The organism is Alishewanella agri BL06 (assembly GCF_000272005.1).
Lineage (GTDB): Bacteria > Pseudomonadota > Gammaproteobacteria > Enterobacterales > Alteromonadaceae > Alishewanella > Alishewanella agri.
On the sequence record NZ_AKKU01000018.1, the window covers coordinates 1 to 23,599 of the forward strand.

General features: G+C 50.1%; 14 protein-coding genes. 8 read left to right on the plus strand and 6 right to left on the minus strand.

What is annotated here, in order from left to right:
- Positions 1 to 50 precede the first annotated feature (50 nt).
- The 6 genes from AGRI_RS10870 to AGRI_RS10895 form a co-directional block, all read right to left on the minus strand.
- Positions 51 to 3,002: a TonB-dependent receptor gene (locus tag AGRI_RS10870; protein WP_040291851.1), complete on the minus strand. Its 2,952-nt coding sequence runs from the start codon at positions 3,000 to 3,002 to the stop codon at positions 51 to 53.
- Positions 3,003 to 3,025: 23 nt separating this feature from the next.
- The gene (locus AGRI_RS10875) at positions 3,026 to 5,665 is read right to left on the minus strand and encodes a glycoside hydrolase family 16 protein (protein WP_008984990.1); all 2,640 of its coding nucleotides are present in this window, start codon (positions 5,663 to 5,665) and stop codon (positions 3,026 to 3,028) included.
- 246 nt (positions 5,666 to 5,911) lie between these two features.
- On the minus strand, positions 5,912 to 7,741 hold the full coding sequence (glmS, locus tag AGRI_RS10880) for a glutamine--fructose-6-phosphate transaminase (isomerizing) (RefSeq protein WP_008984991.1): 1,830 nt from the start codon (positions 7,739 to 7,741) through the stop codon (positions 5,912 to 5,914).
- Between the two features lie 54 nt (positions 7,742 to 7,795).
- A complete protein-coding gene (locus AGRI_RS10885) occupies positions 7,796 to 8,563 on the minus strand; it encodes a DeoR/GlpR family DNA-binding transcription regulator (RefSeq protein WP_008606265.1) in 768 nt (255 codons plus the stop codon).
- 223 nt (positions 8,564 to 8,786) lie between these two features.
- Positions 8,787 to 12,134, minus strand: coding sequence for a sensor histidine kinase (locus AGRI_RS10890; RefSeq protein WP_008984992.1), 3,348 nt, complete (start codon positions 12,132 to 12,134; stop codon positions 8,787 to 8,789).
- 75 nt (positions 12,135 to 12,209) lie between these two features.
- Complete coding sequence (locus AGRI_RS10895; RefSeq protein WP_008984993.1) at positions 12,210 to 12,782, minus strand: YceB family lipoprotein; 573 nt, start codon at positions 12,780 to 12,782, stop codon at positions 12,210 to 12,212.
- Positions 12,783 to 12,968: 186 nt separating this feature from the next.
- Between AGRI_RS10895 and AGRI_RS10900 the strand changes: the two genes are divergently transcribed.
- From AGRI_RS10900 to AGRI_RS10935, 8 genes are all read left to right on the plus strand, one after another.
- A complete protein-coding gene (locus tag AGRI_RS10900) occupies positions 12,969 to 15,845 on the plus strand; it encodes an EAL domain-containing protein (protein WP_008984994.1) in 2,877 nt (958 codons plus the stop codon).
- Between the two features lie 27 nt (positions 15,846 to 15,872).
- Positions 15,873 to 18,137 (plus strand): ATPase, T2SS/T4P/T4SS family, encoded by a 2,265-nt coding sequence (locus AGRI_RS10905; protein ID WP_008984995.1) that lies wholly within the window; start codon positions 15,873 to 15,875, stop codon positions 18,135 to 18,137.
- On the plus strand, positions 18,137 to 19,228 hold the full coding sequence (locus tag AGRI_RS10910) for an ATP-binding protein (RefSeq protein ID WP_008984996.1): 1,092 nt from the start codon (positions 18,137 to 18,139) through the stop codon (positions 19,226 to 19,228). The genes AGRI_RS10905 and AGRI_RS10910 overlap by 1 nt, the downstream gene beginning before the upstream one ends.
- An 83-nt stretch (positions 19,229 to 19,311) precedes the next feature.
- Complete coding sequence (locus AGRI_RS10915) at positions 19,312 to 20,187, plus strand: ABC transporter ATP-binding protein (protein ID WP_008984997.1); 876 nt, start codon at positions 19,312 to 19,314, stop codon at positions 20,185 to 20,187.
- Positions 20,184 to 21,455 (plus strand): hypothetical protein, encoded by a 1,272-nt coding sequence (locus tag AGRI_RS10920; RefSeq protein ID WP_008984998.1) that lies wholly within the window; start codon positions 20,184 to 20,186, stop codon positions 21,453 to 21,455. The genes AGRI_RS10915 and AGRI_RS10920 overlap by 4 nt, the downstream gene beginning before the upstream one ends.
- Complete coding sequence (locus AGRI_RS10925) at positions 21,452 to 22,726, plus strand: hypothetical protein (RefSeq protein WP_008984999.1); 1,275 nt, start codon at positions 21,452 to 21,454, stop codon at positions 22,724 to 22,726. Before AGRI_RS10920 ends, AGRI_RS10925 begins: the two co-directional genes overlap by 4 nt.
- Positions 22,719 to 23,105: a GntR family transcriptional regulator gene (locus AGRI_RS10930; protein ID WP_008985000.1), complete on the plus strand. Its 387-nt coding sequence runs from the start codon at positions 22,719 to 22,721 to the stop codon at positions 23,103 to 23,105. The genes AGRI_RS10925 and AGRI_RS10930 overlap by 8 nt, the downstream gene beginning before the upstream one ends.
- Positions 23,095 to 23,544, plus strand: coding sequence for a hypothetical protein (locus AGRI_RS10935; protein WP_237713074.1), 450 nt, complete (start codon positions 23,095 to 23,097; stop codon positions 23,542 to 23,544). Before AGRI_RS10930 ends, AGRI_RS10935 begins: the two co-directional genes overlap by 11 nt.
- Positions 23,545 to 23,599 lie beyond the last annotated feature (55 nt).

Consider the following 23,599-nt stretch of genomic DNA (forward strand, 5'->3'; position numbering starts at 1 on the left):
GAAATGCCCGCTAAGCGGGCATTAAAGACAACCAGGGAGTAACGCAGGTATCAGAAGCGGTAACGGGCACCTAAGATGTAACGTGGGCCAAATTGCCGTGCAAACAGGAATTGCTCCTCATAACGGCCGTAACCTTGTTCGGTTTCATTAGTCAGGTTAATTCCTTCAAAGAACACCGTAAAATTCTCTGTCACATCGTAGTTCACGCTTAAATCCCACTGGGCATAAGCTTTAGCAAACTGCGGCGGTGCATCGGAAGAACCTTGCGACTGACCAACACCAATTAAGTAGCTATCGCGCCACGCATAGGTCAGTTTTACCGACCAGCCATAGTTCTCGTAAAACAATTGTAAGTTTGCGGAATCGCTCAAACCCACTAACGGCGCCTGTTGCGTCAGGCTGTTAACATCAAACTCGACATCACCATTAACGATGGTACCGTTGATACCAAAACCAAAACCGGTTTCGCCAATCAGGTGTTGCCAAGCGGCTTCAATACCATCTACTGTTTTGGAGTCCGGGCTGTTTTGTGGCTGGCTGATACTCCAGACAATCAGTGGATCGGCGCTGGTTGGTGAGATAGCGCCATTAGCATCACCATGACCATTAGCCAGCATCTGATTATAGATTGCCGTATCCGTTGGTTGTTCACCGCGCGCAGTGATATCAGCAACTGCTTGCTGGTAACGTGGACCATTTAAAATGTCATGCAAACCTTCGATAGTAATATCTGTAATGGTGTTACTAATAAAGTTCTTAACACTTTTACGATAGTAACCAATAGCCGCATAACTACCTGGGGCGTAATAGTATTCTAAGCTTAAATCAAGGTTGGTCGACTCGTAAGGTTGTAAATTGGTGTTACCCTGACCACCGCTCCGCGAACCAGGCTTTGGACTGCCACTTAAGCTGCGACCACCACCCAAAGCCCCCAAAGGCGCGCGCGAAATACTTTTACCGACAGAAAAACGGCTGACTAAATCTTCGGTCAGATCAACACGTAAATCCAGCATTGGTAACAGAATATTATGCGAGCCAGTTAAAGTCAGGAAGTTCGACTCTCCCGGTTCATATTGCATAATCCACTCGGACGGGCTGACCCAGTTCACCTGACGCTCGACATCCTGCAACACACTGCTGGTGACATCGGTTTGTTCATAACGAACACCAACATTCAGCTGTACCGGAAAACTGGCAACGTCAAATTCCCAGGCTGATTGCAGATAGACGCTATCGGTCACTTCCTGCACATAGCTCTCGCCATATGGGCCATAAAAAGCATCGGGCACATAGGCGTTCTCACCTAATAGCGCTTCAGTCAGGTAAGCAGCCTGCCGTGCCACCGCTTCATCATAGCTATAGCTATAATAATAGTTACTGACTAAACCATTCCCACCACCAGAAAATTGGTCGAGGAAATTACCCGTTCCTTGCTTGGTAAACATACTATCCGGGAAAACGAAGGTAAAACTCGGATTAAAACCCGGGCCGCCTCGCAAACCACTCCAGGCATTGGAGCCACCGAGGTTCTGATCGGTGCGGGCTACACCAGCTTTAATGGAAACTAATGGGATTTTAAAGCGCGAATTATACCAGGTGCTGTCTAGCTGAAACTGTTGAATATCAGATTCGCCTGGCGAATCAAAAAACTGACTAAAGTTAGAGTCGATTTCCGATGGATTTAAGACGTTAGTGCCGTTACGCCATAAGATATAGGCTTGCGGAATATCACCGGTGCGATAATCGTAAAATTTGGTGATCAGCTGGTCCGATCCCAGGATAACCTGACCACTATTACCACTGCCCTTGTCCGCACCGTTGTCGGTTTTGTTGTTGGAGTCATGGTAGTCAAAGCTGACTTTCAAATCATCAGTAACTTGCCATTCCATATTAAAACCGATGGAAGCCGCTTTGACTTCTGTCGTACCTTTACTGGCGGTAAAAGAGCCATCATCACCGCTGATATCAGCAAACAACGCTGTACCACGCTCGTCTAACTCATAGGCATTGATATTGTCGCCAAAGTTATTCCAGATACCCCAACCAATACCTTCGCTACCAACAATGGCGCGACTGCCGGTGTAATCTACAGTAAAAGTAATGTCATCGGTTGCGGCATATTGCAATGTCAGTTGGCCGGTTGTTCTTTCCCGTTGGAAGTCGGTAATGCCATAGTTCATATCCTTCGGGAAGAAATAGTTGCCGGTCGGCAAACCATCGGCACCTAATGGACGCCGGTCAATAACCTGAGTTGGGTTACCCGGCAGCGGCACATTAGCCTGCCAGCCTTGGATATTGGCATTCTGAATTTGGAAATCACGCCGCGCTTGTGAAAAAGAGAACGCGACACCAAAACGATCATCGGCAAAGGTATTGCTGTAAAGCGCTGCGAACTCAGGCGTAATGTCCTCTCCTTTTTCGTTGGAGCTATCGTGTACACCCTTACCCATTAACGCCAGCTTTTGACCTGGGCTTGCTAAGGGTTTAGCAGTAACAATATTAACTGTCGCCCCTAAACCACCGCTTGGATTTTCAGCGCGTGCTGTTTTATACACTTCTAACGCACTGACGCCCTCTGAAGACAGGTTTTCCAGATTATAGGAACGAGTATAACCGGTACCCGGCATTTGCCGGCCATTTAAGGTAATCAGGTTAAACTCCGGCCCGAACCCGCGCACCGTGATCTGACTGCCCTCACCGTTAACCCGGCTTACCGAGACACCAGTAATACGTTGTAGTGATTCAGCTAAGTTGGTATCAGGAAATTTGCCCATTTCCTCGGAAGAAATGGCATCGACAACCCCTGAAGACTCGCGCTTCACATCCATTGAGCGGGCCAAACTGCCGCGAATACCGCGCACCTCAATAATTTCAACCTTAGGTTCAGCATTCTCATCTGTTGCTGGCGCATCCTGCGCCAGCAGCGGCAAACTTAATCCGGATAACAGCACCATTGACACTGCGGTAGCGACCCGGCTTTTGGTAAAAGTTGTTGTTTTCATCATAGTCTACTCTCGTCGCACCGTTAGTTATTCGAAATTTCAACATTATCAATCTGATATACTGCACCCTGACCGGTTCCCCAGGCCGGGAACACCATCAGTACGTTGATATCGCTGATATCTAAGCCGGCATCAAATAAGCTTTGCAGCGAGAAGCTGTAGCGTTGCCACTCACCAGTAACCGGCGCTACGCCATTGCTACCCACACTCAGCGCTAACTCGACTGCAGTTGCCGCTCCACTGGATTCAATCTTAAAGAACCAGCTGCTGTTTGGATTAGTTGGCGCGGAGACGACGCGCATATCAAAGCTGACACTGCCATTAGCCAGTAAAGAGGTGGCATCAAAGCTTTCACCTTCATCAGCCAGGAAGCCCAGTACGGTTTCTGGCCAACCCAGAATTTCAAACTGTGCAACCTTGCCGTACGGCGCATCAGCATCCACAACTTTTGGTACAGAACCGGCGCAGCAATCCCACAATTCCCAACCCGCTTTCACGGCGTCACGGAACAACACTAATTGGTTAGCTGCCGCGTTAGGATTAAAAATTTTCACATCATTAACCCGGAATACCGCACCCTCACCGGTGCCCCAGGCCGGGAAGATCATCAGTACGTCGATAGCACTGATGTCCAGACCAGCGTCAAACAGCGATTGCAAACTGAAGGTATAAGTCGCCCACTGACCTGTAACAGGCGCTTGACCGCCATTACCGGCACTCAGAGGTAACTCAACTGCTGAATCACCACCAGCAGCCTCTATCTTAAACATCCAGGTCGAGTCAGGATTGGCCGGCGCATCAACCACTTTTACCGCAAATTGCACCACACCATCGGCCAGTAAGGCTGAAGCATCAAAAGCGTTACCACCACCTAAAGGCGCCCGGTTAAAGAAGCCTAATACCGTTGGCGATGCACCTACAGTAAATTCAGCTGCTAAGGTATTGGTATCTTCGTCCAGCACTTCAATTGGCGTGCTGCCACCACAGCAGTCCCACATTGGCCAGTCGGCGTTTTCACCGTTACTAAAAATAACCAGTTCAGGGAATGAGGCCGGTTGGGCAATTTTCACATTATCTAAACGATAAACCGCGCCATTACCGGTATCCCAGGCTGGAAACACCATCACTACATCGATTGCGGTCAAATCCAAACCTGCCGCATCCAACATACTTAACGGGAAGGTAAAGGTTTGCCATTGGCCGGCAACCGGCGCCACACCTTCGGTACTGGAAGTCAGCGGTAATTCAACTGCGGTAGAGCCCTCAATACTTTCAACTTTGAATAACCAGGGAGTGGTAGAATTATTAGGCAAGCTCTCTACATACATATCAAAGCTGATACTGCCGTTTTCAATCAGCGGCGAGGCATCGAAAGGACTGGCGACACCAGGCGGTGTAATAAAGGCGGAACGACTGATAAAACCGTTCACTGTAGGTTGCGGTCCGACATAAAACTCATACACATCGCCACGGTCTGCATCTGCGACCAGTGTCGGTGTAGAACCACCACAGCAATCCCAGGCTGGCCAGTTTGGATTTGGCGTACCATCAAAAATGGTTAGATTTTGCGCCACACCAGAAGAAGGAGGCGATGGGATAGGCGCTAAGCCAGTAACCAGGGTATTGGCATCCAGATAACCATCACGGATAGTTTCACAACCTTTACCGGTATTCACATTAGCCTGGCACTGATAAACCCGCACCCAGTCAACTTCCAAAGTTTGACCATTGGCGAACGCCTCGGCATCGATACCCAGATTATTGACGTTTTCTGGCCAGTTACCACCAACAGCCAGATTCATAATTAAGTAAAAGCGTTGGTCAAAAGGCGCAGCGTTATACTGGACTTCCAGCTTACCGGTGGCAGTATTAAAGTACTCGGCGAACCAGCCACGATGGCTTAAACCAATTAACTCACCGCGACTATTTACCCGCACCCGCGACGCTTGCTGAGTTTGATACAGATAGTCATTTACATACCAGCGAATTTCACCTTCCTGCCATTCGATAGCGTAGGTATTAAAATTGTCGGCCGGGTTAGCGCCATTCGGTAAGGCATAATCTTTACCGCTGTTAACATTACCCGGAAAATCACGGCCATAATGTAGGGTGCCATAAACACGTGATTCGACCACGCCCTCGGCATCAGTCGTTTTCAGGTTCACCGCTTCGACAATATCGATTTCGCCGGATTTTGGCCAGCCACCATAAACTTCATCAGTCGGCATCATCCAAATTGCCGGCCAGCTACCCTGACCCGTTGGCATTTTGGCGCGCACTTCAATCCGGCCATATTTCCAATCGCCCTGATATCTGGAATTCAGGCGGGCAGAGGTGTAAGGCAGGGGGGCGCCATCCTCAGCAGGTTTGGCGACAATCTTCAGGGTACCATTCGAGACAAAAGCATTTTCAGCGCTGTCGGTATAGCATTGTTTTTCCTGGTTACCGCCGCCGCGGCAGTCTACTTCAAAAGTCCATTTACGTTGGTCAATGCTGGCACCGTCGAATTCGTCACTCCACACCAACTTCCAGTCGCTAACTGGTACAGTTGGATCGACCGCGGTAAAGTCGGAGTTCGTTTTTACATCCCCGCCACAACCGCTCAGCCCTGCTGCCAGTAGCACTGCAGCCAGGGGTTTCGCTGTTTTCATTTTAATTGTCATACCCTGAATTCCTGTTTTTTCACCTTGTCACGCCAGCGGCAGGCGACGCCAAACCGCCCACCAAAAAATGTAAGCGCTTACATAAGGTAGAACAAGAATTTTCAGCCGTCAATGCACTGTGTAAAAAAAGCTCAGATTTAATTCGGTATCACTGTAGGGTAAGTAGCACAACAGTGACACAAATAAAAAGGCGGCCATTGGTTAGCCGCCTTAGAATGATGCGAAAAACGTTAAAAAAACCCGATATTATTCGACCGTAACAGATTTTGCCAAATTACGCGGCTGGTCTACGTCGGTACCCTTGATAATGGCCACATAGTAGCTCAGTAACTGCAGTGGCAGGGTGTAGACGATGGGCGCCAGAATATCAGCCACATGCGGCACATTGATAACGCGCATGGTGGCATCTGATTTAAAGCGGGCATTGGCATCGGCGAACACATACAGAATACCGCCGCGGGCACGCACTTCTTCCACGTTCGACTGTAGTTTCTCCAGCAGATCGTTATTGGGTGCAACAACGATAATTGGCATATCGGCATCGATCAGCGCCAGCGGGCCATGCTTTAACTCGCCGGCGGCATAGGCTTCAGCGTGGATATAGGAAATTTCTTTTAGCTTTAACGCCCCTTCCATCGCGATAGGATACTGATCGCCACGACCGAGGAACAACGCATGGTGCTTGTCGGCAAACTCTTCTGCCAAAGCTTCAATTTGCGGCGCCAGCGTCAGTGTTTCTTCCAGCTTGGCTGGCAGGCTGCGCAGGGCGGCTGTTAGCTCACGCTGTTGCTCCAGCGTTAAACCGTTATATTTACCCACCGCCAGTGTTAACATCGCCAGGCCCACTAACTGGGTGGTAAAGGCTTTGGTGGAGGCAACACCGATTTCGGCGCCGGCACGGGTCATAAAGGCCAGATCCGATTCGCGCACCAGCGACGAGCCGGCGACGTTACAAATAGTCAGACTGCCCAGATAACCGGCTTCTTTCGCCAAGCGCAGTGCCGCCAGAGTGTCGGCCGTTTCACCGGATTGTGAAATGCTTACCAGCAGGCTGTTTGGCTGCACAAAGGATTTACGGTAGCGGAACTCAGAAGCAATTTCGACATTACAGGACACGCCAGCCAGCGCTTCCAACCAGTAACGGGCAACCATACCCGAGTGGTAGCTGGTGCCGCAGGCGACGATTTGAATATGTTTTACTTTTTTAAACAGCTCAGCCGCGCCATTGCCAAAGGTTTCATCCAGCACGCTGTCGCTGCTAAGCCGGCCTTCCAGCGTGTTATTGATCGCACTTGGCTGCTCGTAGATTTCTTTTAGCATAAAGTGGCGGTACTGGCCTTTGTCGCCGGCGTCATAGCTAACGTTAGACTCATGCACTTCGCGCTCGACCGCCTGGCCGTTTTTATCAAAAATACTAACACTGTGGCGGGTAATTTCGGCCACATCGCCTTCTTCTAAAAAGATAAAGCGGCGGGTAACAGGTAGCAGCGCCAGCTGATCCGAGGCGATAAAGTTTTCACCAATACCCAGACCAATCACCAGCGGGCTGCCCGAGCGGGCTACTACCACGCGGCTGGCATCGGTTTTATCCAGCAGCACAGTACCATAAGCACCGTGTAATTGTTTTACCGCAGCCTGCACCGCAGTCAGTAATGAACTGTGGCTTTTTAGCTCTTCTTCAACCAGGTGGGCAATCACCTCAGTGTCAGTATCAGAAGTGAAGATATAGCCTTTGGCTTTTAAAGCGTCGCGTAATACGGCGTGGTTCTCGATAATACCGTTATGCACCACCGTAATGTTGCTGGAAACATGCGGGTGGGCATTGCGCTCGCTTGGTTCACCATGGGTAGCCCAGCGGGTATGAGCGATACCGGTACCGCCGGGAACCGGCTGCGCGGCAACCGCATCCGCCAGCTCTTTCACCTTACCCAGGCGGCGCAAACGTTGCAGTTCGCCACTGTCGTTAACTACTGCCACACCGGCAGAATCATAGCCGCGGTACTCCAGCCGGCGTAAACCTTCGACCAGAATATCTACCACATCCCGTTGCGCGACCGCGCCGACAATACCACACATAGCTATACTCCAATAAGTGACTAAATAAATTCTAAATTATCGAGGTCAGGTTAATCAGGCCTGAACCCGGATCACCCGTACCCCGTGTTGTGTAATTTCTGCGGCGGCGGCTTCGGGTAGACCGGTATCGGTCACTAACACCTTAACCAGCGACCAGGGCAGTTCCAGATTATGGATTTTGCGTCCCAACTTGTCGGACTCCAGCATCACTATCACTTCGCGTGATACTTCCGCCATCACCCGGCTTAAACTATACAGCTCGTTATAGGTAGTGGTGCCACGCGCCAGATCGATACCATCGGCACCAATAAATAACTGATCAAAATCATAGTTGCGTAACATCTGCTCTGCCAGTTGGCCCTGAAAAGCTTCCGATTGCGGATCCCAGGTACCGCCAGTCATCAGCAGCGTCGGTTCGTTTTCCAGCTCGCGCAGCGCATTGGCAATTGCCAGCGAGTTGGTCATTACCACCAAACCGCGTTTTTGCGCCAGCTCAGGTAACAAGGCCGCCGTGGTGCGGCCACTGTCGATAATAATCCGGTAATGATCTTTAATCAGCGCCGCCGCTGCTTTGGCAATCGCCAACTTTCGCTCTGAAACTTTTTCCAGGCTGCTGTCTGAGACAAAGTCCTGTGGCACCGGCACAGCACCACCATAGCGGCGCAATAACAATCCCGCAGCCTCTAATGCCGTTAAGTCTTTACGAATCGTCACTTCGGAGGTTTGAAATTGCTCGGCTAACTGCTCAACAGTCACTTCGCCCTGCTGTTGCAGGCGGGCGACGATCAGATGGCGGCGTTGCTGGGTATTACGCTTATTCATTTCTTTCGCTTAAGTTTCGAAACGAAACATATTTTAATGATCTTTGTTGCTTTTGCAAGCAACCAAGATAAGAAAATAATTTAATGATAACTATTTGCATTTAGATCTAAAGAAGACTATAGTAACAAGGTCGATGGAGAGAGCGGGCCTAGCCCGAATAGGGATGTTCTGGTCGTTGTAAAATTTGTCCTGCATTGCCGGGGAGCTTAGGCTCCCCGATTTTTTAAGCCGCGATCCATCGCGGAAAGCGAATTTGGAAATGCAAACCCTGCCCTGGCGCACTTTGTACGTTAATGCTTCCCTGCAGGCGCACTGTCACCAGGTTGTAGACAATATGTGCCCCCAAACCACTCCCTCCCTGATTGCGCTTGGTAGTAAAGAAAGGTTCGAATAGCTGACGTAACTGCTCGGTAGTCATACCGCGGCCATTATCACTAAAATTAAGCTGTATCCAATCGTCTTCCGCAGTAACTTCAATGCTGATCTGCGCTGTGGTTTGCCCTTCTAAACCGTGAATTAACGCATTGATAACCAGATTGGTCAGCACCTGAGCGAGGGCTCCGGGATCAGAATATAAGGGTAACGGATCCGGACACTGCAGTTGCAACTGACAATGTTGCTGCTTTAAGCGGGAACGCAACGACAACATCACATCCTGCAGATACTGATAAAGTTCAAACTCACGGTAGCTGTCTGTGCTTTGGTCGACAGAAACTTGTTTAAAACTGGAGACTAAATCAGCGGCGCGCTGCGTATTCACTTGCAGGATTCTTAAACCATCGGCCAGCTGCTGCATAAAGCGCTCAAACTGACTTTGTTGCATGGTGCGGCTGGCAAAGGCAGCCGCCAATTGCTGCTGTTCACTTTGTAAGTGACTGGTGGCAGTAACGCAAATCCCGAGCGGTGTATTAATTTCATGGGCGACACCGGCAACCAAGCCACCCAGTGAGGCCATTTTTTCCTGCATGATCAGCTGTTGCTGGGTTTGTTGTAACCGTTGATAGGATAACTCTAAGGCTTGATTCTGTTCAGCTAACTGCGCAGTACGCTGTGCCACTTGTTGCTCCAGTTTGTGACGAACCCGATATTCCCGTTGCAGTTTCCAATGAATAAACCAACCGATACCAAGCGCGACACTCAATAATAACCCTAACCTGAACCACCAGGTCAGCCACCAGGGCGGTAACACCTGCAACGCTAGCTGTGTGGGTTGTTGCCACTGTCCATCAGCCAGTCGGGCGCTGACTTGAAATACATAGTTACCCGGTGGCAGTCGGGTATAGGTTGCTACCGCATTTTGGGCACTAGTCAGGATCCAATCCCGATCGAACCCAACCAGCTGATAACGATATTGGATTAACCGCGGTTGTTTAAACTCGGGCGAGGCAAAACGTAAGCTAAACATGTCCTGCTCATAATTCAACTTCAGCTGCTGCAATTGCCCGAGCGCCGCAGGTAATATTGCGCTGCCAGCCGGCACTGGCTGGTTAAATAACGACAAGCCGGTAAGCTGCACCTGACTTAATGCAACGCGCTGTGGCAGCTTGTCTACGTCAAAATAATCAAAGCCACGGGCACCTCCACGGTAAATCCGCTGGCCATGTACATCCCAGGCGCCAATCCAGGTTACGCTTTGCATACCGTGCATTTCGTCAAGTTCCAGATAAGTGTTTTGCTCTGGTAACCAATGCAAACGATAGAGTAAGCGGAATATATCGGCTTGTTGTAGTTCCGGGTCCTGATCTTCTGGCGCCAGATAGGCTTTAAAGCCCTTAATAGTATCTGGCTGCTCTGCATCCCGCAGCACCCGGTGATTCACATTACCCGCTCTTACCCATAGCTGCTGCTGCTGCGTATCTTCTATAATCAGCTGGATACCATTCAGCCGCAAACCATGACTGCTGCCGGGGTGCTGCATCCAATAGTCAACCTGACCAGTTGCCGGTTGATAGCGTGCCAATCCCTGATCGGTTGAACCGATCCAGATCGCTCCCAGATAGTCCTCACTGATGTTGTTGACATCTTCAAACCGCACCACAGGCTCAGCGCCTTTTGCCTGGCGGAAATGCCGCACTGCGGTCCGCTGTGGATCTAACCGGAACAACCCCTGGCCACGACTGCCAATCCAGAGATTTTGCTGGCGGTCTGTAAACAGAAAACGTACTATCGGCTCATCGCCAGCATTCAGACTAAACAATTGCCAGTGGCCCGTCACGGCGTCTAGCTGGAACAGGCCTTTGTCTGTCCCCAGCCACAACACGCCTGCCTGATCTTGCTTCACCGTTTGTACCGAGCTGACCTGAGTCGCTGTTACCGGAATAGGCCAATGTTGCAGCTTGCCGGTGAGGGGATTAAAGTGCACCACACCACCTTCGCGGTTGGCCAGCCACAGACTATCGGCGGCAACCGCATCTAATCCCAGCACATTCGGCGCCGGTAGCAGACCATGCGCAGGCTGGCCGGGTGGCAGCGTTTTGATTTGTTTGGCGAAGCGACTTAAGCCTTTAAAGCCCGCCTGACTGATCGTCCACAAAATACCTTGCTGATCATAATACAACCCGAGTAAGTCGCTGCGCGGTAGGCCATCGCTGAATTCGGCACTGTAAGGATAATGTTGCCATCCGCCAGCCACACTAAAATACCAGAGTCCACCCCGACTATCAGCGCTATAACTGCTTAGCCAAAGCCCATTATCTGCATCAACGCTTAGATCAGACAGCAAAGCCTGTTGCAAAGCAGGCGGTTGCGGCACCTTAACAAAGTGTTGTTGCGCCGCCTGGTAACGAAACAACCCCTGCCCATAACTGGCAGCGTAAATCTGACCGTCAGCCGCAGCGCGGATCCGGGTTACAGAAACGCCGCCAGTAGTTTGCGCAAAGTGCAGTTGCTGCCAGTCTGCACTGTCCGCCGGTTGATATAACACGCCACCTTGTTGCTGCCCTATGGTACGCAGAGGGGCATCGCCGAGCGCCAGCCATAGCCCACCCTGAGGATCAACGTAAATATCATTGATATGATTTACCGCTAAGTTTGGCAGATTAGGTAAGGCAATCGGCAAGAATTGCTGTTGTTGTGGCTGCCAGCGAAATAAACCGCCCCCATAGGTCGCCACCCATAGCGTCTGATTGGCATCAAATAACAGCGAAGAAATTTCTGCCGCCGCACTAAAGTTGGCAGTTAGTTCATAGCGGGTAAAACGTTCGGTCGCCGGATCATAGTAATTCAGGCCACCATAGCGGGTACCGACCCAAAGCCCCCCGTCGGGCGCGGGAGCTAAAGCAGATACCCAACTGGCGGATAAGGCATCAGGGCGTCCGGGATCGGCGCGAAATTCTAACACCTCAGTGCCATCATGCCGAAATAAGCCTTGCTGAGTACCAAGCCACAGAAATCCCTGCTGATCACGTGCCATCGTAGTTGGCACCGGTAAAGACTTATTCGGATGGGTCAGATTAATAAAGCGGCTGTACACCGGAGTGGCGGCAGGATCAGGTAAGGACTCAGCACCGGCTGTCGCGACAAAACACAGTGCGATAGCGTGTAACAACGCGAATTTTAGCCAGTACTGCACGCCATACTTCTTCCAGCCAGAGTCTATGCCAAAAGTATTACCCGTGCTCCGACTGAGTGCAAGAGAGATTTTGTACTATCTGCTACCGGATGATGCGCCGGGTATGAAGGCAATACGGCCTTGCTGCACCGCTAGATTAAGCGGCATGGCGGTGAGTAACTTAACCTTAGGATCCTCTCGGTCAAAACGATATACCGGGTTGGTCGCCAGAAATTGATTGACCAGTTGCAACAGCTCATTGCTTACCGGCGTCAGATTACCGCGATAGCCCGCGGCCTCAATAGAGGAATTAAGCAATTTAACTGAACGCACGTAAACCGCCTGCTCGCTTGCATCATAATAAGGCACACCTTCAACTTGCAGCTGTAAATCTGCCGGATAGGTCAAGCCAAATAAACTTAAGCTGGCGTTAGCGGCAGTTTGAATCCGAATCACATCCGAATTATCCGGGCCAATCTGCACGCTCATCTGGTCTACCGCCATTTTCAGCGGTATACCGGCCACATTAGCTTGCCGCGTCAGCTCAGGCACTTTGCGCGTTAACAACTGTTCCAAATCAGCCTCTGACACCGAAAACACTGACACCGGGGCCAGCTGGCTGCAGCCAACCAACAAAACACCACAAATTAACATCAGTAATACGCGCATAGTCATTCTCAGTTGATAAAATTTGCCTGCTAATGCAGAAAGCATAGCTTGTATCTTAGGTTGTGCAGCTGAGCAGTGGCTGAACATAAAACGGGATTTGTTGTGGATCAACTTTCACTGTCACGGATTTGAGTTTTGGCTAAAAAGGCGTATTCTTAATTTAGTCAAATCCGATTAAGCTGCCAGATGTTAGCCAGCATCCAACGTTTCTCGCATCGCCTGCTCCCTGGCGCCCCCTTTATTTTGAGCCCTATTTTGTTGCTCTTAATACTACTAACATTTTTACCGTTATTATTTCAATCGAAACTACCGGCTATCAGCATTGATTATTATCTGCCGATGCACACAGCACTCGAGATAATCGCCATAACGATCAGCGCACTGATTTTCGCCGTGATCCGAGAACAAGCACAATACGAGTTAAGTTGGCGTGGGCTGGTGCTGGCGGCAGCATTTTTTGCTGTATTCTGGCTCGATCTGGCTCACATTTTATCGTTTCAGGGCATGGCGCCTTATTTTGGCGACAATACGCCAGCAAAAACCATCAACTTTTGGCTCAGTGCGCGCTTTGTTGCTGCCGTGGCTTTACTCTATGCGGTGCTGCCACAGGCCGATCGGGCAGCTAAACCGAAATTACTCTTACCTGCGATTGTTATTGCTGGTGTATTCGTCGCGCTTTGTCATATCTGGTTTATCAGCTTTCCAGACACAGTGCCCGCAACCTATCTGCCAGGAACCGGATTAACCCGCTATAAAATTCTGGCGGAATACACCATTGTTGCCATCTGTGGTTTAAGTCTGCTATTGCTCAGGTTGCAAGGTGAGCAGGAGCGGCCTTTTGCCTCGGCAGCACTTAGTGTGGCACTGATTCTGATTATTTTGTCAGAGTTATTTTTTACCTTGTATCACAGTATGAGCGATATCTATGCGCTGATTGGACATGTTTTGAAAGTTGCATCATATCTCTTTTTATATCGGGCACTGGTGCATGAAAGTCTGGCAAAACCCTTTCGTAAACTCGCAGCATCCTCGGCTGAGCTGGCGGCGATGCTAAACGCGGTACCTGATTTGCTGTTCGAGGTGGACCTGGACGGCCGCTTTTATCGGGTGCATACCGGACAAAACCAACAATTACTTTATTCTCCGGAGTTTTTCCTCGGTAGAACCATTGCAGAGGTGATGCCGGACTCAGCCAGACAAGCTGGTGAACTGGCGATTGCTGAAGCCTGGCAAAATAAAGGCGTTTCGTCTCCACAACACTATGCTTTAGAGATTGCCAATAAAATGGAATGGTTTCAGGTTATCGCCTCGCTAAAACAAGAGGCAATATCAAACCATCGACCACGCTTTGTACTAGCCGCGCGCAATATTACAGAGCAGAAAATAGCCGAAGCAAACTCCCAAATAAACGCTTTGGCTTTTCAAACGCGTGAAGCCATTATGATTACCGATGCACAGCGGCGAATCATCCGGGTCAATCCAGCTTTTACTGAAATTACAGGTTACAGCGAACACGAAGTGTGTGGTCAAACCCCTGTTATCTTGCGCTCTGGTTTACATGATGAGCATTTTTATGCCGAACTATGGCAAACTCTGGAACATAACGGCGTTTGGAGTGGCGAGATTTACAACAAACGAAAAAACGGCGAAATCTATCCTGAGTACATTATCGTTAATGCCATCCATGACGAAAAAGGGCAGGTAACCCATTATATCGCCAGCTTTAACGATATCAGCGCCTTAAAGTCAGATCAGGAACGGATTTATCGGCTGGCATTTTATGACCCGTTAACGCAACTACCAAACCGACGGCTGCTGTTAGAGCGGATCAATGAAGTCCAGCACGAGTGCGCCAGAACCGGACATTATGCGGCACTGTTATTTATTGATTTAGACCACTTTAAACGGCTTAACGATTCGCTCGGACACTCCAGCGGCGACGAATTACTTAAGCAATTAGCCAGCCGCCTAAACCCAACTTTACGTCAAACGGATACGTTGGCCCGACCTGGCGGAGACGAATTTATTTTATTGGCACCCTGCTATAAAACTCAGCTTAGCGAGGCAGCAGCAGACGCCGAGAAACTGGCAACTAAATTACTGCAACTGATCCGCGAACCGTTCAAACTTGAGCAACAGCAATACCAGATCTCTGCCAGTATCGGTATAGCACTCTTTAACGATAATAGTAAAAATACCGATGAATTAATGGCATCAGCCGATTTAGCGATGTACCACTCTAAAGAGCAGGGGCGGAACAGGTGGTATTTTTTCGAGCAAAGTATGCAGCACAGGATTCTGTTGCGTCAGCAATTGGAAGCTGAAATGCAAACAGCATTACAGCAACAACAGTTTAAAGTGTATTTCCAGCCTAAAGTAGACGGCAGCGGCAAATTGACAGGTTATGAAGCCTTGCTGCGCTGGCAACATCCGGAACGGGGCATGATTAGTCCGGATGAGTTTATTCCAATCGCAGAACAATCCGGTTTTATTATCGAGCTGGGACACTGGGTATTGATGCGGGCTTGTCAGGCTTTGCAGCAACTGTCTGATTCGTCGTTAGTCATTGCCATCAATGTTAGTAAACGCCAACTTCAAACCGATGATTTTGTGGAATCGACACTTGCAGCTGTGCTCAGTAGTGGTGTGCCGGCGAGCCAACTTGAATTTGAAATCACCGAAAGTATGTTAATGACGGACGTAGAGCATACCCGAGACAAGCTTGAGAAATTACATCGTCAAGGTATTAGCTTCGCTGTTGATGACTTTGGCACCGGCTATTCATCACTGGCATTTTTGAAGAATTTACCGATTCAGGTGCTGAAGATTGATCGTTCTTTTGTCAGAGATTTTCTGGTTGATCAAAAAGATTACGCTATTGTGGATACGATTATCAGCATGGCTAAAGCGCTGAACCTTACCGTTGTTGCAGAAGGTGTCGAGACGGTAGAGCAGTTTAATATGTTATCCCAAATGCGCTGTGATTTGTTTCAGGGCTACCTGTTTGGTCGTCCGGCAGCAGACTTTGCAGCTCCCACCCTGCTGCAAGCTACCGAGAATTAACTGCCAGTGTAAGAGGCTAACGCCACTATGTATGAAGTCGATGCAGAAAAGCAACTTTATCCGGCAATCCTGGCCGTACCACGGCAGCACTTTGTCGCTGACGCCAGCCGCGAGCCACTGATCACCGGTCACAGCCTGCCAACCCAGGCGGCGATGCAACGTTTACTAAGTTTAATCCCACCGCCGCATCCGGATGCTACGGTATTACATGTGGGCACCGGCAGCGGCTATATAGCCGCGGTATTGGCTCAAATGGCTAGTCAAGTCTATGCACTTGAGCGCGACGCTGCGGTGGCAGCTCTGGCAAGCAGTCGCCTTGCCACGCTGCACCTTAACAATGTGCAAGTCATCCATGGCGACGCTGAGCAGGATTTTGGGCCACTGCCGCCCTGTAAGCTCATTTTATGTACCTGTCAGCTACGTAGCTTTAAGTATCTGGAGCCATTATTAACCGAGCATGGTTTTTTAGTGGTACTGGAGGATGAACAGGATGGGCTATCAAATCTGGCGTTATATCAAAAAGATAACGGGAATCTGCAGCGGCGCCGTAATCTTGGCTGGATAGACTTCAGTCGTCGTTTGCAACAAAGTATTATCGATTTGGGCCTGGCCGATGAACAGTTAATTCGCGAAGCCAGCCTGGAAGCGAAAAAGCTGCAGAAACCGCTGATGCAGATCCTGAGTAAAAAACTCAACCTGGATGATCAAAAGTTATTCAGCTCGCTGGCAAAAGAACGTCAACTGCCATTTAAAGCCTTTGATGAGCTGGTCAATGACATCGACGCGAGTTTGTTCAATTTGTTCTCCAGAACCTATCTCGATCGCCAACGTGTGCTACCACTTAAATATCAACAGCAACAGCTACTCCTCGTTACCGATAATCCTGACGTACAAATTGACGAACTTATCGGTATGAACGGCAGCGGTGGCGTCGCCTGTATTTTAGTTACTCCGAATGACTTTAAGCGTCTGTGGTCACATCTGGATATGTCGAAACGTGGTAATGATGCAATGTCACAGCAAAGGGTGCAAAGCGATGACAGCGACACTACCGATGCACCCGCTCAAGCGGCCGATACGATTAACCCTTACCTGGTGGCGCTTTATGAAGCTATCTTGCTGGAGGCGGTCAGCGAAAATGCCAGTGATATTCACCTGGAATTTTATAACAATGCTGCCAGGGTTCGTTTGCGGGTAGATGGCGATCTGCATGATATTCCGCATTTTCAGTTTAGTCTGGCGGAAATGGCCGGGCTGGTAAATATCATAAAAATCCGCTCAGAGCTGAATATTGCTGAGCGGCGTTTACCTCAGGGGGGTCGCTCGCAACTCAAGCACGGCGCAAATACCTATGATTTACGGATCCAGACCCAACCTTCGTTGCACGCCGAACATGTGGTGATTCGGCTGCTAAAACACACCGGCCGCGCCCTGACGATGCAAGAGTTGGGAATGTCCGCTAAAGTCGCCGGCTATTACCACCGTTTACTCAATAATCCAGCGGGCTTGGTGCTGGTCGTCGGCCCTACCGGCTCTGGAAAATCAACAACCTTATATGCTGGTTTACAGGAATTAGCCGACGACGGCACCCGCAAGGTAATTACCGTTGAGGATCCGATCGAATATTCGATTGACAATATTCAGCAAACCCGCATTCGCAGTGAAATTGGCTTTGATTTTCCGGATGCATTACGCGCCTTTGTGCGCGAAGATCCCGATGTGATTCTGGTTGGGGAAATCCGTGACCATCCGACTGCACTAGAGGCAATCCGCGCCTCACAAACCGGTCATCTGGTACTGTCGACGCTGCACTGTAACGACGCCGTAGATGCGCTACAGCGGTTGTATGACTTAAATATTCATCCCAACTCACTGGCCAGTGAGCTGCTGGCCGTGATTGCGCAACGTTTGGCAAAACGTATCTGCCCGCACTGTAAAGTGGCAGCGACTCCGGATCCAACGATTTTGCGCGAAGTCTTTCCTCAAGGCGTACCAGCCAGTTTTCGCTGCTATGAAGGCCAGGGCTGCACACATTGTCATGACCGCGGCACTAAAGGCCGTACCGCAGTGGTGGAATTTATGCAGGTCAACGCTGATATCCGCAATGCCATCTCACGCCAGCCATCGATTACCGAGATCCGCTGGCAAGCACTGGATGCCGGCTTAATTACCATGCGCGACAGCGCACTGGATCTGGTGATTAATGGCGTTATTCCGTTATCTGAACTGCCTAAAATTCTGCCGCAGGATCGGATGGCCCCCGAACAACGTGGCGGTAGCAGGAGAAGCTGATGCAAACCACCTCTGACAAACAGCGCCTACCGGCAGAACAAAGCTTTGCTGACGAGCTCGAACGCCTGCGCCATTGGGATCCGGCGCCCATTCCCCCCGGTTGGCAAATGTCACCGGTTGCCGCCGAAAAATTTATTATTGGCGACCCTAATCTGAATGTTAAAAAGAAGTTTGTGGCGCCAGCCAGTGTTGTTACCCGAATTGTCATTTCGCTCTGTACCCAACGCGGTTGTTTACTGATTGGCGAGCCGGGCACCGCTAAATCCTGGTTATCAGAATTACTGTGTGCAGCAATCTCCGGCGATTCCTCATTGATTGTGCAAGGTGGGGCGGTGAATAGTGTCGATCAGCTACTTTACAGCTGGAACCAGGCAATTCTGCAGCGTCAGGGCCCCAGCCCGGACGCTTTGGTGCCCAGCCCGTTATATCGGGCAATGCGCGATGGTAAATTTGTGCGCTTTGAAGAAATGTCGCGCTGCCCGCAACCGTTACAGGATGCTGTGCTCTCGCTGCTGTCGGATCGGGTTATCACCATACCGGAGCTAAGTGGGCCCCAGGGTGTGCTCTATGCCAAAAAGGGCTTTAATATTATCGCCACCGCCAATAGCGTGGATGAGGGCTTACATAAAATGAGCGCAGCCCTGAAACGACGGATGAACTTTGAACATATTAAGCCGATTAGTCATATTGACGATGAAATCAGTGTGGTGATGTGGGAAACCGCGAAACTGAATGCCGGCGCCGGTATCGATATTAATCTCGACCCACTGCTATTTGAAATGCTGGCCACCATTTTTCATGAACTGCGCAACGGCCAAACCCTGGATGGTCGCAGCACGGATCGCCTGGCGGCGGCTGCTATGTCAACCGCGGAAGCCGTGGTGGTAGGCCATACGCTGTGTGTGCATAGTTATTACTATCAGCAAGGCCAGCTGGAATATGGGCAGTTGCTGCATTTCTTACTGGGGTCAGCCTTAAAAGATAACCCGGAAGACCGCCGCCGTTTGTTACATTACTTTGATAGCGAAATCAGCAATAAGGCCGGTGCACACTGGCAACAACTCTATCAACAGCGAGAGCTGATATTGTAACTTTGTAAATTTTTTATTTCGAAGCTTGCACAGCCATTTAAACTGTATTAGTGTATTAATACAGTTTAAATGGAGACAGGGATATGCCCGCAGTAATCGAAGTAAACAACTTAAGCCGCCACTTTAGCGGTCGTAGCGTGCTGAACCAGCTACAAGCCACAGCAGCTGAGGGCGATGTGATAGCCTTACTGGGCAAAAATGGCGCCGGAAAAACAACCTTACTGGAAACGATTCTCGGCTTTGCCGTACCGCAGCATGGCGAGGTGCGCTTATTCGGCACCGCCAGTACTGAAATTGGCGCCCGCGAAAAGCAACAAATCGGTTTTGTGCCGCAGCAAGATGAGTTGCTGGAGCAACTGACACCCTATGAGCAACTGGAGTTATTTGCCCGCTTCCAACCGAATTGGGATCCCAAGCTGGCAGATCGCCTGTGTAGTAGCTGGGAAATTCCGCTGACGACCCGTATTAACAAACTGTCTCTCGGACAGCGCCAGAAACTCTCCATTATGCTGGCGCTTTGTCATAACCCCAGACTCCTTATCCTCGATGAACCGGTTGCCAGCCTGGATCCGCTGGCAAGGCGGCAGTTTCTGACCGAGCTGGTGAATATTGCCGCCGATCAACAAACGACCATTATCTTCTCTTCCCATATTGTTACCGATATGGAGCGGGTGGCGAATAAAGTCTGGCTACTAAAAGATCAGCAGCTGTTATGGCAAGGCGAACTGGATGCGCTGAAAGAGTCGGTCGTACGGCTGCATTTTAGTTCCACCAAAGCGCTACCGGCCACCTTGCATGAGTTAAAAGTGTTACATCAACAACAGCAGACCACACAATACACTCTGACCGTAACCAACTGGCAACCGCAGTGGCAGGCCAGTTTAGAGCAGCTACTGGCTACTGATATCCGGGTTGAATACCTGAATCTGGAAGAGATTTTTCTGGAGCTGCACCGATGAAAGCCTGGTTTGCCTTGCTTGGCCGCCTGTTGTGGCCGAGTTTCGTTATTAAAGTGGTTTGGGGCTTATTGTTACTGCTGCTCGCTGTCACCTTACTCAGTGCGCAACCAAAAACTGTGGTAGTGCCTCTGGCCTGTTTGATGTTATTGCTATTTTGTATTCCACTACAGTTTATGACATTGTGCCGGCGCGGCAGCTGGCGCTTACTGCCACACTTTCAGCGCCATAGCCGGCAACAATTGCTACTCAGTGCCGTATTATTCGGCTGTTTAGCTGGCGCCCTGCTGTGGCTGACAGAGCAAAGCTTTATATTGGGCTTGCAGTTAGGTGTGCTGGCTTTTGCTGGCTTAATCCTGCCGTGTCTGGTGCGGGGCCATTTGCGACCACTTTGGTTTGGCAGCAGTTTACTAATTCTGGTACTGGCCGCCAAATTACCACAACAGCTGCCGTTGTTCAGCCTGCCATTGTTCTTAACCATTCTTGGTTTAGTCAATATTTTGCTACTTGCCTGGTTTGCCCTGAATTGGTTAACCCCTGATACAGGTTATCGCCATCGCTCGGCAAAGGGCATCGCAAGCCCATGGCTCGCCATGCAGCGCCTGACCCGTCGGGCTGGCTCACTGTCCGGCACCTTACTATTAGGGCAAGGTGATAGCTGGGTTTCGCGCAGCGTGCGTTATCTGGCTTATTGCTGGTATCTGCCGGTAATCATGTGGCTTTGGAGTAGTTTGTTTGGCAATACGCCATTCACAGAGAACCCTTTTCTGCGAGCTTTGTATATTTTCTTACCCGCAGTCTTTTTACTTGAGCAACTGACCCTGATGCTAAAACGAGTCAGACGGGCCTGGTTACAGCTGCCGCTTAGCCGGGATCAACTTTATCCAATGCTGGAGCGACAGGCAGCACAACATATCCTGCTTTGCACCCTTATCGTAGCACCACTGGTGCTGCTGGTGTCACCACACTACATTGCCGCAGCCTGCACTTTGCTATTGTGGCCCAGCCTGGTGGCTTGCTCAGTCCTGGTCAATTGGCGTCTGATTCAGCAACCACTGTGGCAAAGTGGGCTGGTGCTGGTAAGCCTGCAAATTGCCGGCGTATTACTGTTAATCACCTGCTGGAACCAGCCGCAAATATTACTGCTGCTCACGGCTGCACTCTGGTTGTCGGTCGCCATCTTACGTCTTAGTGTTAAAGCCCAGCTGCAACAACTGGATTGGGGACAACTCAAGCTAGCCAACCTACAGACTATCAGGAGCGGGTTATGAGTAACAAAGCCGTGTTACCAATCGCTGTCAGCAATTGCGCCCGGCTGCTCACCATTACGCCTTTAGGCAGCTTTGTGTGGGGACTAATAGGTTTTTTCTGGGTTCTGGGCTTTCTAGCTCCCTTAGGCTTTGTAGTGGCAAATCTGATCCTGCTGCCTTATTACTATGGTAGCCTGTTACCGAAAGCCTTGTATTTTATGCGCAGCAGTTATGGCCGTTTGTTACTCAGTCAGACTGAACGGCTGCTGAGTCTGCTACTGCTGGCACTGTTAATAATCCTGTTACCCATTCCGGGCTTGTATCAGGTCGCTGACGATCAGTTAAGTGCAGTACCACTGTGGCAACTGATACTGATGTTAGCTGGTATCCATGCGCTGCTACATACAATGGCGTTATTAGTAAACAAACAAAAAGCTGATGCGGTTCTCGGGATCCTGGTTTTCACAACTTACCTGACGCCGAACTGGTATTTCCTGCTGCTGTTTGACCGTCCACAATGGCTTGGCATCGCTTTGGCACTGGTAACATTGAGCGTTGCCATTGTTCTAAGTAAAACCTTACTGGCAACCGGTAAGCTACCCAAGCCAGAAATCAGCCTAAATTGGTGGCAAAGGGTAATACAGCCGTCTTTAGCACTTAGCCTGCATCTGCAACAAAACGGCCAATGGTTTTATCGGCTCTTTATCTATAGTTGTTATTGCTTTGCATTACCGGTTGTCGAAAGCATCGTTTATCGGTTTACTGCCGGTCAGTGGCAGTGGTTACCCACAGACAGCTGGTCAATCTTCAACAATATGCTGCTGTTTAGCCCCTTAATGTGTTGGCTGCTACAGGTCCGGCAACAACAGAGTAATCTCAGCAAAGCCTGGTTGTTTTATCCCTTTAGCCGCCAGCAGCTATTTTATTACCTGGAGCGCTATTATCTGCAGCAGCTGCTGTTGCTATTGCTGCCACTAAGCCTCTTGCTGCTCAGTCGTGGACTGGCACAGGCAGAGCTGCTGGTGGCCCTGATGCTAAGCCTGGGTTTATTGCTCAGTAGTACTTACCTGTTACTTGGCGCCAATTACAAGTTAGGTTTTGGCTGCAGCTACGGCCTCATCTTGGCGCTATCCATTGATATCTGGCCAGTCTCTACCCAAACCATCACCCAAAGCTGGCTATTGACCGGCTTATTGCTGCTTACATTACTATTACGCAGCTGGGCAAATAAAAACTGGCAACAGCTGGACTTTACCCAGGCCGCTAAAGCAGTGAGGCAGCAGGATGTTTAGCATTAACCCCAATAGTGGCGAACCCATATACCGGCAGCTCACCGAGCAGGTCAAACGCATGGTGGCCGGAGGTCAATTGCAGCCGGGCGCCGAGCTGCCCTCAGTCCGGGAATTAGCCGCGCAATATGCGATTAACCCGATGACTATCTCCAAAGCCTATAGCCTATTGGAGGCCGAAGGCCTGTTGGAGCGCCAGCGTGGCAAGCCGATGACGATAGCTGCAGCCAGCGCGCCGAACCAAACCGAAGCCAGCCGTCTGCAGCAACTCTTGCCGCAATTGCAACAACTGGCACTGGCTGCGAATCAGTTGCAACTTTCCAAAGAAATTGTAATATCCACGTTATCCAACTTACTCGACAGGACGTCAAATGATGCTTAAACACCTCTCGCCACTGGTGAAAATCCGTAACTTTTGCCAACGCCACCCATTACGTGTGTTGCTTGCGACCATTTTTTCGATTGCAACAGTACATTATGCCCTGCAGCAAGAGGTTGTCTTAACACTGGCAGCATTTAATGGCGTGATCCAAAGCCTGATATTAGGCTTGCAGCCCAAGCCATCAAGCGAGCCCGAATGGGTGGCGGATGTGTTTACCCAGCTAAAGCGTGAGCAAGATGTGCTTCACGTGAAACAACGTCAACTTCAGGTGCAGCAGATTAAAAAGGTGGCGCTGAGCAAGCTGGACGAGCAACAGGCACTACTGGATTTTCCGTTTAATCTTTATCGCGCTGCCGCAATACGCTTTCCAGCCAAGCAACTTCCTGCGCTAAAAACCTGGTTAGCGGTAGAATTACCGCAGGCAGAGATAATCGACTAACTGGCTAAACCAGCCAGAGCAGCTAACGCTGACCGGAGTGTGATATGCTCTGCGG